Genomic DNA, 16490 nt, shown 5'->3' on the forward strand with positions numbered 1-16490 from the left:
GTCCCCGCGCTTGCGCCCACCCCGTCGACTCATCCGTTGCCTTTGGCTTCGCGGTAGTCGCCGAACGCCTCGGTGTGCGAGGCGCTGATCCGGATCGCGGGCGGTTCGCCGCCAAGGGCGTCCGGGATCAGCGGCAGGCGTACCTTCGTCTCGAGGCTGACCGTCACCGTCGAGCCGGGCTGCAGGCAGGCCGGATTGCAGCTGATCGTGAGCTCGTCCTCGCTCAGCTCCATGCCCTGGTCCTTCATCGCCAGCCGTGCCGCGTCGAACGCCCGCGCTCGTGCCTCGTCCTCCGACACCCCGTCCGGCACGATCACGAACGCACGCCCGGCCGCCCGCGTCGCCGCCGTCGCGCCGTACGACGCCCGCTGCACGTCGAACACCCCGAGCATCATGTACACCAGCGGAACCATCAGCAGGATCGCCAACCAGGAGAACTCCACCACAGCACTCCCCTGCTCACCCCGGCGCCGGACCCGCCGGGCTGTCCGCACGGTCATTCGCCGGTCTCCTTCACCGCGTGGCCCTGGACGCTGAACGAGATGCCGGGTCCCCACAGACCCAGCGGGGGCATGTGCGCCTTGACAGACACCTCGACGCCGGGCTGGCCGTCGATGTCGGTCGCTTCCGCCGACACCGAGTCGATCAGGCCCTGCGTCACCACGCCGTCGATCAGGTCGCGAGTACGTGACGCACCGTCGGCCGGTGCCCGGTTGAGCACGGCCGCGTAGTGCGCCCCTTCGGAGGCGGCGGCGGTCACGGTGTTGCGTACGTACAGGAACAGGCCGACCTGGAGGATGCCGAGGAACAACGGCACCAGGATCGTCGAGACCAGCACGAAGTCGACGACGGCCGATCCCCGCTCGCCGCGGGCTCGCGGCATCACCGGCTACTTGTTGCTGACCGACGAGAGCGCGTCCCGGAGCATGTTGGCGAGCTGGTCGCCGGCCAGCTTCCAGATCGCGACGACCAGGCCGGCCGTCATCACGGTGATCAGCACCCAGCCGGGTACGTCGCCGCGCTCCTTCCGCGCCGGACGTGGCTTCAGCAGCAACGTCAGGAACAGCCTCGTCAGGTGTAGGGACATGACCTCTCCTCGATTCATCCGGCGATCAGCCGGATTCCGACAGCGCCCGGGTAGAAGGCGAACGCGATGGTCACCGGAAGGACCAGGAAGATCACCGGGACCATCATGGCCACCTCACGGCGGGCGCCGGACTCGATCAGCTCGCGACGCCCCGCTTCCCGGATGTCGCCGGCCTGCGCCCGCAGGACGTCGGCCAGCGGCGTGCCACGCTCCAGCGCCACCGCCAGCCCGTCCGCGAAGCGCGAGAGCGCCAGCAACCCGGTCCGGTCCGCGAGCGCATCGAGCGCACGGACCAGTGTTGCTCCGGCCCTGGTCTCCGCCAGGACCCGTTTCAGCTCGTTGGCGAGCTCGCCGCGCGACGACCGCGCGACCCGGTCGAGCGCGGCGGCCGGGCCTTCACCGGCCGCGACCGACAACGCCAGCATCTCCGCCACGGTCGGCAGCTCGGCCAGCAGCCGCCGCTCCCGCCGTCTGACCTGCGAAGTCAGGTAGGTGTCGCGACCGAGCACCCCGGTGATCCCGAGCACCAGGCAGAACACCAGCAGCGCGACCGGATCCCCGAGACCGACCGCGACCGCGACGATCGAGATCACCAGCCCGGCGCCGAAGGCGATCGCGCCCCAGAGCAGCTGCTCGATCCGGAACTCCTCGACCGTCCGCTCGAGCCCAGCCCGCTGCATCCGCCGGCGGATCGTGTTCGCGCCGCCGAGGATCCGCTCCAGCCGTTGCGCGGCGGACCGCAGAGACGGACCGAACAACCGCAGGATCGCGTAGAACGGCGACCGCGAGTCGATCACGCCGACGAACACGTCCGGCGCTCCGAGATCCTGCAGGTACGGCGCGATCCGCTCGTCCACCGTGGGCTTGCGCAGGAACGGCAGCCGCAGCACGACGACCAGCACCCCGGCGCCGAGCACCGCGCCGAGAAAACCACCGAGCAGCAGCGGACTCATCGCAGCACCCGCTCAGGCTCGGGCAACCGGCCGATCCGCAGCATCACCCGGTACGCGAGCACGCAGATCACGGCACCGGCAGCGATGATCAACGCACCGACCGGCGAGTTGTACCGCTGGATGACGTCGCCCTGGAACGACAGCAGCAGCAACACCAGCCAGGGCGCCGCAACCGCGACCCGTGCGCCGTTGACCGACCACGACTGCCGGGACTCCAGCTCGGACCGGGTCCGCGCATCGTCGCGCAGGAACGACGACAAGGACCGCAGCAACCGGCCGAGGTCACCACCACCGACCTCACGCGCGATCCGCAGCGCCTCGACGACGCGGTCACCAACCGGGTCCGCCAGCCGCGCCTTCAACCGGTCGAGCGACTCGGCGAACCGTCCGGTCGACGCGTAGTCCGCACCGAACCGCCGGAACGGCTCGCGCAACGGCAACGGCCCGCGCTCGCCCACCTGAGCCAGCGCCTCCGACAACGACAGCCCCGCCCGGACGGCCGAGGCGATGTTGTCCACCACGTCCGGCCACAGCTCACGGAACTCCGCCAGCCGCTTCCGCGCCCGCGACCGTACTAGCGCGATCGGCAGCCAGCCCGCCATCAGCCCGAACACCACCCCGACCGGCAGCGTCTTGGACACCACGAACATCAGCAGGAACGCGACCAGCGCCAGGAGCGCGCAGGCGCCGATGAACGCACCCGGCGTCAGGCCCTCGATCCCCGCACTCGCGAGCAGGTCCCGGCTCCGGCCGCGGATCCGGCCGTCCGAGCCGGGCGAGGCCTCGGCGGGCGCCACGAACGATGCGATGACCAGCAGCAGGCCGACCCCGAAGAACAACCCGATCAGAAGGCCCATCAGGCTCGGCCTCGCGGCAACTCGGTGAGCAGGCCCGCCACGTTGTACCCCGCCTGCTGGAAGCGCTCCGCGTGCGGCAACTGTCCCTCGGCGCGCCGCAGGTACCCGTCGTGGGTGCTGAACAGGGTCTCGGTCTCGATGGCCTGCTCCTCCACGCGCCCGGTGACCGCGACGATCTCCCGGACCCGCCGCTTCCCGTCGGCCGCGATCCCCAGGTGTACGACGATGTCGACACAGCCGGCCACGGTCGGCAGTACGAACCGGGAGCCGATGTTCTCGCCCGCCAGCAGCGGCAGTGTGCACATCTTGTTCAGAGCTTCACGGGCCGAGTTGGCGTGAATCGTGCACATCCCGGGGAGGCCGCTGTTCAGCGCGAGCAGCAGGTCGAGGCACTCCTCGCCGCGCACCTCGCCGACGATCACCCGGGACGGCCGCATCCGCAGGGATTCCTTCACCAGATCCCGCAGGCGCACCTCGCCGGTGCCCTCGAGACCTGCCTGGCGGGTCTGCATCGAGACCCAGTCGGGAATCGGCAACTTGATCTCGAAGACCTCCTCGCAGCTGATCACCCGCTCGCTGCCGGGGATCGATCCAGCCAGGGCGTTCAGCATCGTGGTCTTGCCGGCCTGGGTGCCGCCGGAGACGAGCACGTTGAGGCCGACGGCGATCGACGCCTCCAGCACGGCGGCCGCGTGCGGCGTCAGCGAACCGAGCTGGACCATGTCGCTCAACCGGGTCGCGCGGACCGTGAACTTCCGGATGTTGACCGCCGCATACCGCTGGGTGATGCCGCCGAGGACGATGTGCACCCGGCTCCCGTCCGGCAGGCGCGCGTCGGTGAACGGCTGGGACACGTCGATCCGGCGGCCGGTCGTCTTCAGCATCCGCTCGACGAGGTCGCTGACCTCCTCCTCGGTCAGCACCGTCGTGGTCAGCTCGTGCCGGCCCTCGCGGGCGATGAACACCCGGCTGGGCTCGTTGATCCAGATTTCCTCGACGGCCGGGTCGTCCAGGTAGCGCTGCAACGGCCCGAAGCCGGCGACCCGGTCGTGCACCTCACGGCTGACCGCCTCCAGGTCACCGATCGGCGGCACCACACCCGACAGGCTGCGCTCGTCGTACTCCCGGACGACGGTGGCGACGATCGCGTTCACGGCGCCCGGGTCGCGGAGCGGGTCGATGCCCTCGCGACGGACCAGGTCCCGCACCTGGGCGTCGATCAGCTCGATGGCACCGTTCCATCCCGAGCGGTGCGCGTCGAGCCTGTCCGCAGTCATCGATCTCCCCGTGAAAGTCCCGTCCGGCGACCACCTTCGGTCACCGTGCGTGACCCATCCTGTCAAGGGCGGGGCCCCCGGCGCCACTCGCATCGGCCAACCCTGTGGATAACCGTGACACGCCGATGGCTCACTCACCGTATCGGGGGCCTCACCGCGCGGTCCAGGAAACTGCAGGTTGTTGCAATTCCGTAGGTAACAGAACCGCGACTCACGGCGTCGAACCGGGTGAAGGAAGGCCTCGGGAGGGTGCTTTGACACGGTCGACGGACGAGTTCGAGGAGTTCGCCAGGGCGCGGACGCCGCAGTTGTACCGGTCGGCGTGGTTGCTGGCCGGGGAGCACCACCTGGCCGAGGACCTGGTCCAGGAGACGCTCGCCAAGCTGTACCGGGCGTGGAGGCGGGTGGAGCAGACCGACAACCCGGCTGCATACGCGCAGACCGTGCTCGCACGGACGTACATCTCCCAGCGGAGACGCAGGAGCTCGACAGAGCGACCTGTGGAGCGAACGCCCGACCGCGCGGACCAGTCCGGTGACCACGAACTCCGCCTGTCCCTGCTGCAGGCACTGGCCGAGCTGTCCCCGCTGGACCGAGCCGTGCTCGTCCTGCGGTACTTCGAGGACCGCAGCGCGGAGCAGGTCGCGTACGACCTCGGCAAGAACACCGGTGCGATCAGAACGCGCACGTCACGCGCACTGGGCAGGCTACGCGCGGTCCTGGGTGACGAAGCCGTCCATCTGGCCGCACTATGACCCGGGAGCCCCGCCAATGAACAACCTCCACGACAGCCTCCCGGACCTGATGCACCGGGCCACTGAGAACCTCTCCCCTGCCACACCTGAGCTGGTTGCCCGCGGCATCCGGCGTGGCAAGGTGCTGCGCCGCCGCCGTACCGTGCTAGCCGGTCTGTCCGGAGCCACTGCAGTACTGGCCACCCTCGGCGTCCTGATCGGCAGCAACCAGTTCATCCACACCGGTGGCGCGCAGGTGCAGCCGGCCAATACGCCTGCGGTCACCGCGCCCGCTACACACAAGCCCGCACCACCTGTGACGCCTGCGCAGACACTGGCGACGTTGACAGAGCTCTTGCCCGCAGGGCTGAACCCGTCCAACTCCACCACGTCCGGCGGCTACGGGCTCGGCACCAACAACGCCACCGTCATGCTGGACGACGGTGGCGGCGCATCGCTGCTCACCTTGAGCATCACCACCGCAGACGCGGTCACCGACTGCAATCCGTTCCCACCGGGCTCCTGCACGATCCACACGGACCGCAGCGTGCACGTCGTGTACGACAACCAACTGCTCTACCCGGACGGTCCCAACCCCGGCGGCGTCCGACAAACGACCGTGGAGCTGTTCCGGCCGAACGGCACCCAGATCAGCCTCACCAACTACAACGCGACCAGTGAGAAGACCCGGCACACCCGGCCGGCTCCACTGCTGACAGCTACCCAACTGGCGCAGATCGCCCGCAGCAACCACTGGGTGTTCCCACCGCGCCAGTCCGCTGCGCGTTAGCGATGTACGAGTGTGTGCTCGAAGGAGTAGCGGCTGGCGCGGTACAGGTGTGCGCCGTACTCGACGGGTTGCCCGTGGTCGTCGTACGTGATGCGGGTCGTCGCGAGGAGTGGTGAGCCTGGCTCCTCCGCAAGGAGCCGTCCCTGCTCGACGGTCGCCGGTACGGCGGAGATGGTCTGGTGCGCCACCTTCAGCCGGACGCCCTCGGCGCGGAGCAGTTGGTAGAGCCCACGCTCGGCCAGTGTGGCCGGATCGGTCTCGAGTATCTCGGGCGGCAGCCAGTTGCGCATCAGGGCGAGCGGTTCGCCGTCGGCTCGGCGGAGCCGTTCCAGCCGGAGTACGCGGTCGCCCTGCTCGCACTGCAGCGCGGTAGCGACCTCCGGGGTCGCGGGCGAGATGCCGAAGCGCAGTACCTCGGTCTCCGGCTTACGGTGCGCTGCCGCGAGGTCGTCGTACAGGCTGGTTAGCTCGAGCGAGCGACGTACCTGTCCGGAGCTGCCGACCACCTGCGTGCCGACACCACGCTTGCGGACCAGGAGGCCCTGGTCGACCAGTCGGGCGATCGCCTGCCGCACGGTGGGACGGCTGAGCCCGTACGCCTCTGCCAGGTCCACCTCGTTGCTCAGCCGGGACCCGACGGGCAGCTCACCGCCCTGGATGGCCGCCTCGAGCTGCTGCGCCAGCTGCACGTGCAACGGCGTACGGCTGTTCCGATCGACCTGGACCTGGACGGTACTCATGGGCTCATCCTGAAGGCTGGACCGGAATCCGTCGAGCCACCATCGGGATTTGATCACACCTGCTCGGCAGGCCGCGGGCGATGAACGTTCGGTGAATCGCGTCCGGATCCCGGGCAAGCGGTGTCCGGCGGCGCCGACCGTCAGGCAGGATGGCGCGTTCGCTGCCGGGACAGGGGGCTACCCTTACCCGCGGAACACGCCCCTTGGACGAACCGCCGTACTCACGGCCGACAATCGAAGGAGAAGGCATGGAACCGCTGCGGATCGGCATCCTCGGTGCCGCCCGGATCGCCGGCCGGGCCATCGTCGAGCCGGCCAAGCTGACCGGCGCCCGGCTGGTCGCGGTCGCTGCGCGCGACACCGCCCGGGCCGAGGCCTTCGCCACCGAACACGGGGTCGAACGCGTCCATGCGTCGTACCAGGCGGTGCTCGACGATCCCGAGGTCGAGGCGATCTACAACCCGCTCGCCAACGGGCTGCACGGCCCGTGGAACCTGCGGGCTCTTGCTGCCGGCAAACATGTGCTGACCGAGAAGCCGTCGACCAGCAACGCCGCCGAGGCCGAGCAGGTGCGGGACGCCGTCAGGGCGTCCGGGCTGGTCTTCATGGAGGCCTTCCACTACGCGTACCACCCGGTGATGCGGCGGCTGCAGGAGCTGGTCGCCAAGGGTGAGCTGGGCGACCTGCGCCACGTCGAGGCGACCATGGTGATGCCCCCGCCGCCTGAGAACGACCCGCGCTGGTCGCTGCCGCTCGCCGGCGGTGCGGTCATGGACGTGGGTTGCTACGCCCTGCATGCGCAGCGCATGTTCGCACCGCTGGCCGGTGGGGCTCCGAGGCTGCTCGGCGCACGCGCGGGCGAGCGCAAGCGCGTGCCTGGTGTGGACGAGTGGCTCAACGCCGACCTGGAGTTCCCGAACGGCGCGACGGGTACGGTGCGGATCAGCATGGCCGCGGAGAGCGTCGAGTTCAGTCTGAAGGTCGTCGGCAGCCGCGGTGAGGCGTTCGCGCCGTTCTACGTCCTCCCGCAGAACGACGACCGGGTGATCGTGACGACCAAGGAGGACACGTGGGTCGAGCACCTGGGCACACGTACGTCGTACACGTATCAGCTGGAGGCGTTCGCCGGTGCGGTCCGCAACGGCGCACCATTGCTGACCAACGCTGACGACGCGCTCGCCACGATGCAGCTGATCGACGAGTGCTACCTCGCCGCCGGCATGACCCCGCGGCCGTCCTCCACGATCTGATTGTTGCGGCCGGCAACAGCATGCGCGAACGCCTGGATGAACGGGTGCGGACGCGTGCCGTTGCCGGCCAGCTCCGGCTGGAACAGCGTGGCCAGATAGAACGGGTGCCCGGGTAGCTCCGCGATCCGCGGATCACCTGCGTCGTCGTACCCGCTGAACACCATCCCGTGCTCGCGCAGCAGGTCAAGTCTGCTGGTGTCCAGCCCGTAGGAGCAGTGGTAGCGCTCCATAGAGCGCTCCACGCCCAGCAGCTCGGCTGCGCGGGTCCCTGGAGTCGCCTGGACCGCGCCCTCGTGTCCGTCGAGAGAGCATTCCAGCGGCACGATCAGGAGGTCGTCGGAGTCCGGCGTACTCTCACCGTGCTGTACGCCGGCCGCGCCGCACACAGTACGCGCGTACTCGAGCATGGCGTGCTGGAAACCACCACAGGTGCCGAGGAACGGGATGCCCTGCTCACGGGCCGTTCTGACCGCCTGGATCGCGCCGGCCTCGCTCTTGTACGGGCTGCCTGGCAGCAGCCAGATCCCATCGAAGCCGTCGACCGGCTGGTCGGTGGAGACCCAGTAGACGTCGAGATCCAGGTGGTCGCGCTTCTCGAGTTCTGCGAGCAGACCGGGGATCCGGGCGTGTGAGCGTACGTGTGGCGAGCGGTCCCCGACCAGGGCGAGGCGTCCGGAGTAGGCGTTCATGAGTCCATCCTCGGTGCGTCCGGGGCATCAGGGCCAACGATGATCTCTGCATGGTCGATCAGAGATACTGATGCTCGTGGACCCTCATCTGCTGCGGACGTTCATCACGGTCGCCGAGTGCGGCTCGTTCTCCGCAGCCGCGGCACGACTCGGCTACACCCAGTCGGCCGTCTCGCAGCACATCGCCGCCCTGGAGAGCGACCTCGGTACGCCGTTGCTCGGCCGCCGGCCCGTGGTGCCGACACCGGCCGGTGAACGCCTGCTCGAGCATGCCGGGCCGCTGCTCCTGCGCCTCGACGCTGCGCGGGCCGACGTACGTCGAACCATCGCGGGACCGCCCAGTACGTTGACGCTCGCCGCCTCGCCCTTGGCCGCTCACTCGTTGGCGCGTGGGCTGGCCGAGGTACGGCGGTCGCACCCGGGCACCGAGCACTCGCTGACGGTCTGCGGCCGTTCCCAGGTTGTCGCCGGTGTGGCGGCCGGTACGTTCACGCTCGGCCTGATCGACGGCATCGCCGCGCCCACCGATCCCCTGCACCTCTCGGACGCGGTGCAGCTCCGCACCACCCCAGTGGCCCACGACGAGCTCGTGGTCGCCCTCCCCGCAGACCATCCACTCGCCAACCGACGCGACCTGACCCTGGCCGATCTGGTCGATGCGCGCTGGATCGACGCACCGGACCTGGCCGCGCCGCTCGCCGCCCTGCGCACCGCGGCCGGCTCGAACGCCCTGCACCCAGCCTTCACGTACCACGGCACCGACCTCCGCACCCTCCTCACCCTGATCCAAGCCGGCCACGGCCTAGCGGCACTCCCCCGCCCAGCCGTCACGCCCAGCTCGGCGGCTGTGCAGGGACTCGCGGCGGTGCCACTGACCAGGCCGCGCCTGGTCCACCGCACCGAGCTCCTGCACGGCCACCTGTCCGGCCCCGCAGCCGAGGCCTTGGCCGGCGTCCTGTCAGACCTCGAGTAGTTGCTCGAGGCCCCTACGCGTCATCGGCCGCTCGAGCACACCGACAGCCTCACGCTCCGCGAAGACCGCATGGTCCACATCCTCCGGATCGATCGCCTCACAGAGCGCGTTGTACGCCCAGTTCAACCACCCGGAGATCGCCACCGCAAACGAGTCCGGCTGCAACTCCGGCCACTTGCGCACCTCGCCGTACCCCTCCCGGAACGCCACGACACCCTTGACGTTGACCTCCGGCCGCATCACCCAATGCGTCAGCGCCGAGCCAAGCTCGAGCTCCGGCGTCAACGAACCTGCGAAGTCCCACTCGGTCACGATGAGCGCTCCTCCCGATCCCTGGCGAACGTGGCCTGGAATCAGGTTCCGGTTGCAGAGCATCAACGAGCCGCGGACCGCGAACTCGATCGACTGCAACTCAAGGAACGTCGGCAAGCGTTCATCAAGCTGCTCCGCCCAGGGCTTGCCTGCAGCCCAGGCACGGCCGAGCAACTGCTGCCATTCCTCACCCGAGCGCCGGTACGTCAGATAACCGTGCACAGGGTCCTCGCTCGGGACCTCCAGCGCGTGCAGCGTCCCGAACAGCGCGCCCGCACGGCGCGCCAGCGCCTTCCCGACCGGCAGTACCGGTGCCGGTCCGACCTCGAGCCACTCGTGCACACGCCACTTCTCGCCGCGTACGTCCTCCACCAGCCGCCCCTGCGGGCTCCGGGCAGGTGCAGGCGCGGCGACCCCGACCGCGGCCGCCGCATCGCGCAGACGGGCGCCGAGGTCGGCCTGTTCGTTCGTGATCCAGTCGTAGACGGTCACTGCTAGCCACCGCCCGCGATCGGTGGTGAAGTCCCAGCAGCGTCCCATCGCGGTGAACATCACAGGCTTGGCCGGCGCCGTCACCGTGCCTAGCCCGAACACCTCGGCGAGCTCGTCCACCAGTCCGTCCGGCGCCGCGGGCACATCCGCCACCCGGCGCTCGACCTCGGCCTTCAACGCCGGCCAGTCGCGGACGCCGTACTCCGCGGCCAGCGCACGCTGCGCCTCCGCGAGTGACGTGTCCGGTCTGGAATCCCGCAGGACCACCAGCAGGTCCTTGGCTTCCTTGCGCAGGAAGTCGATGCTGGGCCGATCAGGGAGCAGTTTCACAACGCGTCCTCTCGTACCCGGACTCGCACGGGCCTCAAGAGAGCGTCACCAACCGCACTCGAATGTCGGAGTTGAGGTGGCTTCCAGCCTTCCGGCGAGTCTCGACGCGCCCTCACACGCACCGGCGACGTTACAGAACCTCGCCGCACCCGGTCAACGATCGCGCCCAGGCGGGACCTTGGGCATGTCTCGGCGTCCACTCGCTCCTCGGTTCCGGACGATCGGGGACCGAGGAGCGAGTTACGGCTGACGGAGGGCCGGTGGTCCGGCCCGTCAGCTACTTCCGCGCCTGTTTGGTGGGCGGAACGATTGCGCTGTCGTTCGGGTTGGCCTTCGGCTGCTTGGGTTGCTTCGGCTTGCGGACTTCACGTCCGCCTTTGTTCTTAGCCATGACGCTCCTGGGCTTGGTGATCGCGGACTTCGGACGGGCCAACGGCCCTGCCTGCACCGCGGTACTCCTCATGCCCCGGGGGTCACCTTCGACGCTACACCCACAGACCGCGTTTCAGTCGTGGGTCGGGAAGCCCAGGTTGATCCCGCCGTGCGACGGGTCCAGCCAACGGGAGGTGACGACCTTCCCGCGGGTGAAGAAGTGCACGCCCTCGGTCCCGTGGGCGTGGGTGTCGCCGAACAGCGAGTTCTTCCAGCCGCCGAACGAGTAGTACGCCATCGGCACCGGGATCGGCACGTTGATGCCGACCATCCCGACCTCGACCTCGTTCTGGAACCGGCGCGCCGCGCCACCGTCGTTGGTGAAGATCGCGGTCCCGTTCCCGTACGGGTTGGAGTTCACGAGCTCGAGCGCCGCGTCGTACGACGCCGTCCGCAGTACCGACAGCACCGGGCCGAAGATTTCGTCGGTGTAGATCGGCATCTCCGGCGTGACCTTGTCGAACAGCGTCGGGCCGAGCCAGAACCCGTCGTCGGCACCGTCGAAGTCGCCGTCGCGCCCGTCGACGACCAGCTCCGCACCGGCCTCGACGCCCGCGGCGACGTACCCGGAGACCTTGTCACGGTGCTCGCCCGTGACCAGCGGACCCATGTCGCAGCCGCGGGTCCCGTCGCCGGTCTTCAGCTTGGCCATCCGGTCCTTGATCTTGCCGATCAGTGCGTCCGCGATCGGCTCGACCGCGACCAAAGCCGAGATCGCCATGCACCGCTCGCCCGCCGAGCCGAAGCCGGCGTTCACGGCCGCGTCCGCCGCCAGATCGAGGTCCGCGTCCGGCAGCACGATCATGTGGTTCTTCGCGCCGCCGAGCGCCTGCACGCGCTTGCCGTTCCGGGTGGCGTTCTCGTAGACGTACTTCGCGATCGGGGTCGACCCGACGAACGACACCGACTTCACGTCCGGGTGTTCGAGCAGCCGGTCGACGGCCTCCTTGTCACCGTGCAGGACGTTCACCACACCGTCCGGCAGCCCGGCCTGCTTCCACAGCTCGGCCATCGCGTTCGCCGCCGACGGGTCCTTCTCGGACGGCTTGATCACCACACTGTTGCCGCAGGCAACAGCGATCGGGACGAACCACATCGGCACCATGGCCGGGAAGTTGAACGGCGAGATCACCGCGCAGACGCCGAGCGGCTGGCGGATCGAGTACACGTCGACCTTGGTCGAGACGCCCTCGCTGAACCCACCCTTGAGCAGGTGCGGGATGCCGCAGGCGAACTCGATCACCTCGAGACCGCGGGTCACCTCGCCGATCGCGTCGGACAGCACCTTGCCGTGCTCGGCGGTGATCAGCTCCGCGATCTGCTCCTTGTTCCGGCTGACGAGCTCCCGGTACGCGAACAGGATCTGCGTCCGCTTCGTGAGCGAGGTCTGCGCCCAGCCCTTCGTCGCGTCGTGTGCGACCTTGACGACCTCGTCGACCGTGGCCGCCGAGGCAAGGTCCAGCTCGCCGGTGACCTGACCGGTCGCGGGGTTGTAGACGTTGCTGGTCCGCTCGGCCACGCCCGTCCACGCACTGCCGCCGACGAGATGGGTGATGCGCTTGCTCTCAGTACTCACGATGTTTCCTCACGTTCCTGTGTCATCCGAGGATCTTGCTGCGGTCGGCCAGCGCCACGTCGACCGGTCTGCCGCTGCTCAGCGACTCGATACCGGCCTCGCAGACGGCCGCCGCTGCGTAGCCGTCCCAGGCACTCGGCCCGTCGATCTCACCGCGTACCGTGGCATCGACCCAGCGCTGTACTTCGAGGTCGTACGCCTGCTCGAACCGGATCCGGAAGTCGGCCGGCATCGCGCCGCCCCACTGCCCGCCGGTCCGCGTGAACACGCCGGATCCGAGCCCGATGGTCGCGCTGCCCCGCTCGGCGACCGCCTCGCACCGGACCTCGTACCCGACCTGGAAGTTCACGAACACCTCCACGTCGGCCATCGCCCCGCTCGCCAGCTCGAACACGGCCAGCTGCGGATCGAGGACGCCGTCACCGACGAGGCTCGTCGGCTTCGGCGTACGGACCGTGATCCGGGTGATCTCCTCGCCAAACAGCCAGCGCGCGACGTCGACCTCGTGCACCATCGAGTCCCGCACGATCATCTCGCTGCGGAACGACGGCGGGACCGTCTTGTTCCGGTGGACGTTGTGCAGCAGCAGCGTCCGCCCGAGCTCACCGGAGTCGAGCAGCTGCTTCAAGGCGTCGTACTCCGGGTCGAAACGCCGCATGAATCCGACCTGGATCAGCTGCCGGCCCAGCTTGTGCTCGGCCTCGACCACGCGCAGCGCCGAGGCCGCATCCATCGTCAACGGCTTCTCGCACAGCACCGGCTTCCCGTGGTCGAGGCAGGCGAACAGCTGCTCCGCGTGCGCGAACCCCGGCGAGGCCAGAATCACCGCGTCGATGTCGTCGGCGGCAATCAGATCCAGCGGATCCTCGACCACCCGAACATTGTCGTACGGCGACCCGCCCGCCAGCCTGGCGGCGAGTGCCTCTGCACGGGTCTGATCGGCGTCGGACACCGCGACCAGCCTGGCGCCCGACGTCTTCCGCACGACGCGTTCGGCGTGGTCCGCACCCATCACGCCAACGCCGGCAATGCCGACCCGCAGTTCGCTCATGTCCCCTCCCCGTCTTGCGGCCGTGATGCCCCCTGACCCGGGTCCACCACAATTCCAGGATCGATCTCGCGCAGCTCGTGGCTCAAGGCCTCCAGCTCGGAACCGCCGGCCATCTCGGTCGTGAGCTGCTCGAGCGTGATCTCGGACCGGTGCGTGTCGAGCGCCACCCGCCCGAGCTTGAGGATGACGAAGTGATTGCCGACCAGGTACGCGTGATGCGGGTTGTGGGTGATGAAGATGACCCCGATGCCCGCGTCCCGCGCCTTCACGATGTACTTCAGCACGACGCCGGACTGGTTCACCCCGAGCGCCGCGGTCGGCTCGTCGAGGATGAGCACCTTCGCCCCGAAGTGGATCGCGCGTGCGATCGCGACGCACTGCCGCTGCCCACCGGACAGCTTCCCGACCGGCTGCTCGAGATTCGGGATCGAGATCCCCATCTTGGACAGCTCCTCGTGCGCGATCCGCTTCATCTTCGCCGCGTCGAGCTGCCGGAACGGCCCCCTGACGATCTCGTTGCCCAGGAAGAAGTTCCGCCAGACCGACATCAGCGGCGCCAGCGCGAGGTCCTGGTAGACGGTCGCGATGCCGCTGTCGAGCGACTCCCGCGGCGAGGAGAAGTGCCGCTCCTCACCGTTCACCGACATCCGCCCGGAGCTGTAGTCGTGCAGACCGGCGATGATCTTGATCAGCGTCGACTTGCCGGCACCGTTGTCGCCGAGCACGCAGGTGATCTCGCCCTGGCGGACCGCCAGCGACACCCCACGCAGCGCGTTGACGTTGCCGTAGCTCTTGCCGACGTCCTCGAGCAGCACGATCGGCGTGTTCGGGCTCGACGTCGCGTCGTCCGCGAACGACTCCGTGGTGGTCATCGCGCCTCCGCCCTGTTTTTGACGACCAGGTTCACGATGGTTGCCAGCAGCAACATCGCGCCGAGGAACGCCTTGAACCAGTCCGGGTTCCAGCCGGCGTACACCACGCCGAGCTGGACCATGCCGAAGATCAGCGCGCCGACCGCTCCGCCGACCACCGAACCGTAGCCGCCGGTGAGCAGGCAGCCGCCGACGACGGCCGCGATGATGTACAGGAACTCCTTGCCGACGCCTTCACCGGACTGCACGACACCGTTGGAGTTGAACAGCAACTGCATCCCGGCGAACCAGGCGAAGAAGCCGACCGCCATGAACAGCCCGATCTTCACCTTCTTCACCGGCACACCGACCGCGCGGGCCGCCGCCGCGTCGCCGCCGGCCGCGAAGATCCAGTTGCCGATCTGGGTCTTGAGCAGCACCCAGGCCGCGATCGCGGCGAACACGATCCACCAGACGATGATGATCTTGATCGTGATGCCGCCGAGTTTGAACTCCGATGCGAAGATCGCCTTCGCCGCGTCGAACCCGTCCATGTCGCTGATCGAGTTCGACGCGACGGCGCCCGAGGCGATCCGGGTGACCGCGATGTTCAGGCCCTGCAGGATGAAGAACGTGCCCAGCGACACCAGGAAGCTGGGCAGTCCGGTCCGCATCAGCAGCCAGCCGTTGAACGCGCCGATCGCCAGCGAGAACGCCAGGGCGATCACGATACCGACCCAGACGTTCAGGCTGAACTGGTAGGAGAACAGGCCCGCGGTCAGGCCGGAGGTTGTCACCGCGACCCCGGCGGACAGGTCGAACTCGCCGCCGATCATGAGCAGCGAGACCGGCACCGCCATCACACCGATCAGGGCGGCCTGGTAGAGGATCGTGCCGGTGTTGTCGATGTTGCGGAACGGCGGCGCAGCGATCAGGAAGAACACCAGGATCACGGCCGCGCCGACCAGTGACCCGATCTCCGGCCGGCTGAGCAGCCGCGCGCTGAGGGATCGGGCGGAGACGCGGTCGTCCGCCGAGACGGGTGAGGTGATGGACGATGCCATGGCGCTACCTCAGCGGGTCCCGGCTTCGGCGTACTTCTGGACCGAGGCGATGTTCGACTTGTCGATGAACGCCGGTCCGGTCAGGGTCGCCTCGCCACCGCCGATGGTGTCGCCGTTGTTCTTGTAGAGCCAGAGCGCGTCGACGGCGAGGTAGCCCTGCAGGTACGGCTGCTGGTCGACGGCGAACTGCACCGTGCCGTCCTGGACCGCCTTGGCCATCTCCTTGCTCATGTCGAAGCTGGCGACCTTCGCCGACGAGCCCGCGTCCTTGACCGCCTGGACCGCGGTCAGCGCGACGCCGGCGTTCAGCGCGACGACGTAGTCGGCGGTCTTGTCCGCCTGCAGCTTCGAGGTCAGGGTCGCCTGCGTCCCGGGCTGGTCGGTGCCGTTGACGTTCACGTTCTCGACGTTGCCGAACTTGTCCTTGATGCCCTGGCAGCGGGCCTCGAGGCTGACGTTGCCCTGCTCGTGGATGACGCAGATGACCTTCTTCGCGCCGAGCTGCTTGAGCTTCTCACCGGTCGCCTGGCCGGCGATCCGCTCGTCCTGCCCGAAGTAGCCGAGTGCGCCGGTGGTCTTCCACTGGTCGAGCCCGCCGTTCAGGACCGTGACGCCGATACCGGCCGCGATCGCCTTCTTGACGTTCGGGATCACCGCGTCGGGCTTGTTCAGGGTGACCGCGATGCCGTCGACCTTGGAGTCGATCGCGGTCTGTACGAGGTTCGCCTGGGCTGCGCCGTCCGGGTCGGCGGAGTACTGCAGCTCGATGTTGTCCTTCTTCGCGGCCGCCTCGGCGCCGCGCCGGACGATGTCCCAGAAGGTGTCGCCGGGGCCCGAGTGGGTGATCAGGGCAACCTTCATCCGCGGCGTGTCGGCGACGCTGCCGCCGCTGCCGCCGGAGCTCTGCTCCTTCTGCTTGCCGCCGGAGGAGCTGCACGCGGCCAGCGCCGCGGCAAGTGCGACGGCTGCGACCGCGGCCGCAGCCTTCTTCTGCCACCGAACCATGACTTGCTACCAGCCTTTCAGGTGTTC

Annotated in this window: 18 protein-coding genes; 4 read left to right on the plus strand and 14 right to left on the minus strand. The window is 68.9% G+C overall.

Annotated features, from left to right (window positions below; all coding sequences use genetic code 11):
* Window positions 1-29: 29 nt before the first annotated feature.
* Genes ACGFI6_RS05080 through ACGFI6_RS05105 form a run of 6 tightly spaced genes read right to left on the minus strand, consistent with a single transcriptional unit; the run spans window position 30 to window position 4174 of the window.
* A complete protein-coding gene (locus ACGFI6_RS05080; RefSeq protein ID WP_393115344.1) occupies window positions 30-500 on the minus strand; it encodes a hypothetical protein in 471 nt (156 codons plus the stop codon).
* On the minus strand, window positions 497-883 hold the full coding sequence (locus tag ACGFI6_RS05085) for a TadE/TadG family type IV pilus assembly protein (RefSeq protein WP_393115345.1): 387 nt from the start codon (window positions 881-883) through the stop codon (window positions 497-499). The genes ACGFI6_RS05080 and ACGFI6_RS05085 overlap by 4 nt, the downstream gene beginning before the upstream one ends.
* A gap of 6 nt (window positions 884-889) precedes the next feature.
* Window positions 890-1087: a hypothetical protein gene (locus ACGFI6_RS05090; RefSeq protein WP_393115347.1), complete on the minus strand. Its 198-nt coding sequence runs from the start codon at window positions 1085-1087 to the stop codon at window positions 890-892.
* A gap of 14 nt (window positions 1088-1101) precedes the next feature.
* The gene (locus ACGFI6_RS05095; protein ID WP_393115348.1) at window positions 1102-2040 is read right to left on the minus strand and encodes a type II secretion system F family protein; all 939 of its coding nucleotides are present in this window, start codon (window positions 2038-2040) and stop codon (window positions 1102-1104) included.
* A complete protein-coding gene (locus ACGFI6_RS05100) occupies window positions 2037-2897 on the minus strand; it encodes a type II secretion system F family protein (protein ID WP_393115349.1) in 861 nt (286 codons plus the stop codon). The genes ACGFI6_RS05095 and ACGFI6_RS05100 overlap by 4 nt, the downstream gene beginning before the upstream one ends.
* Window positions 2897-4174: a CpaF family protein gene (locus ACGFI6_RS05105; protein ID WP_393115350.1), complete on the minus strand. Its 1278-nt coding sequence runs from the start codon at window positions 4172-4174 to the stop codon at window positions 2897-2899. The genes ACGFI6_RS05100 and ACGFI6_RS05105 overlap by 1 nt, the downstream gene beginning before the upstream one ends.
* A 254-nt stretch (window positions 4175-4428) precedes the next feature.
* Here ACGFI6_RS05105 and ACGFI6_RS05110 point away from each other — a divergent pair, with 254 nt between their 5' ends.
* Window positions 4429-4929, plus strand: coding sequence for a SigE family RNA polymerase sigma factor (locus ACGFI6_RS05110; RefSeq protein ID WP_393115351.1), 501 nt, complete (start codon window positions 4429-4431; stop codon window positions 4927-4929).
* Between the two features lie 16 nt (window positions 4930-4945).
* A complete protein-coding gene (locus ACGFI6_RS05115; protein ID WP_393115352.1) occupies window positions 4946-5698 on the plus strand; it encodes a hypothetical protein in 753 nt (250 codons plus the stop codon).
* On the opposite strand, the gene ACGFI6_RS05120 is transcribed toward ACGFI6_RS05115, so the two are convergent.
* Window positions 5695-6438, minus strand: coding sequence for a GntR family transcriptional regulator (locus ACGFI6_RS05120; protein WP_393115353.1), 744 nt, complete (start codon window positions 6436-6438; stop codon window positions 5695-5697). The two genes, ACGFI6_RS05115 and ACGFI6_RS05120, sit on opposite strands and share 4 nt — an antisense overlap.
* A gap of 248 nt (window positions 6439-6686) precedes the next feature.
* Here ACGFI6_RS05120 and ACGFI6_RS05125 point away from each other — a divergent pair, with 248 nt between their 5' ends.
* A complete protein-coding gene (locus tag ACGFI6_RS05125; RefSeq protein WP_393115354.1) occupies window positions 6687-7688 on the plus strand; it encodes a Gfo/Idh/MocA family protein in 1002 nt (333 codons plus the stop codon).
* Here the strand turns inward: ACGFI6_RS05125 and ACGFI6_RS05130 are convergent.
* Window positions 7643-8377, minus strand: a complete 735-nt coding sequence (locus ACGFI6_RS05130) for a hypothetical protein (protein ID WP_393115355.1) — start codon at window positions 8375-8377, stop codon at window positions 7643-7645. The genes ACGFI6_RS05125 and ACGFI6_RS05130 overlap by 46 nt on opposite strands.
* 76 nt (window positions 8378-8453) lie before the next feature.
* Between ACGFI6_RS05130 and ACGFI6_RS05135 the strand changes: the two genes are divergently transcribed.
* A complete protein-coding gene (locus tag ACGFI6_RS05135; protein WP_393115356.1) occupies window positions 8454-9350 on the plus strand; it encodes a LysR family transcriptional regulator in 897 nt (298 codons plus the stop codon).
* Here ACGFI6_RS05135 and ACGFI6_RS05140 read toward each other — a convergent pair.
* The 6 genes from ACGFI6_RS05140 to ACGFI6_RS05165 form a co-directional block, all read right to left on the minus strand.
* A complete protein-coding gene (locus tag ACGFI6_RS05140) occupies window positions 9336-10484 on the minus strand; it encodes a hypothetical protein (RefSeq protein WP_393115358.1) in 1149 nt (382 codons plus the stop codon). The genes ACGFI6_RS05135 and ACGFI6_RS05140 overlap by 15 nt on opposite strands.
* A 505-nt stretch (window positions 10485-10989) precedes the next feature.
* On the minus strand, window positions 10990-12492 hold the full coding sequence (locus ACGFI6_RS05145; protein ID WP_393115359.1) for a CoA-acylating methylmalonate-semialdehyde dehydrogenase: 1503 nt from the start codon (window positions 12490-12492) through the stop codon (window positions 10990-10992).
* Between the two features lie 22 nt (window positions 12493-12514).
* Window positions 12515-13543 carry a Gfo/Idh/MocA family protein gene (locus tag ACGFI6_RS05150; RefSeq protein ID WP_393115360.1) on the minus strand — a complete coding sequence of 343 codons (1029 nt, stop codon included), beginning with the start codon at window positions 13541-13543 and terminating at the stop codon, window positions 12515-12517.
* Window positions 13540-14415: an ATP-binding cassette domain-containing protein gene (locus ACGFI6_RS05155; RefSeq protein ID WP_393115361.1), complete on the minus strand. Its 876-nt coding sequence runs from the start codon at window positions 14413-14415 to the stop codon at window positions 13540-13542. The genes ACGFI6_RS05150 and ACGFI6_RS05155 overlap by 4 nt, the downstream gene beginning before the upstream one ends.
* Complete coding sequence (locus ACGFI6_RS05160; protein WP_393115362.1) at window positions 14412-15458, minus strand: ABC transporter permease; 1047 nt, start codon at window positions 15456-15458, stop codon at window positions 14412-14414. The genes ACGFI6_RS05155 and ACGFI6_RS05160 overlap by 4 nt, the downstream gene beginning before the upstream one ends.
* Window positions 15459-15467: 9 nt before the next feature.
* Entirely contained in the window at window positions 15468-16463 is a 996-nt protein-coding gene (locus ACGFI6_RS05165) for a sugar ABC transporter substrate-binding protein (protein WP_393115363.1), read from the minus strand.
* Window positions 16464-16490: the final 27 nt, after the last annotated feature.

The sequence above is a fragment of the Kribbella sp. NPDC048928 genome, from assembly GCF_043197975.1.
GTDB lineage: Bacteria > Actinomycetota > Actinomycetes > Propionibacteriales > Kribbellaceae > Kribbella.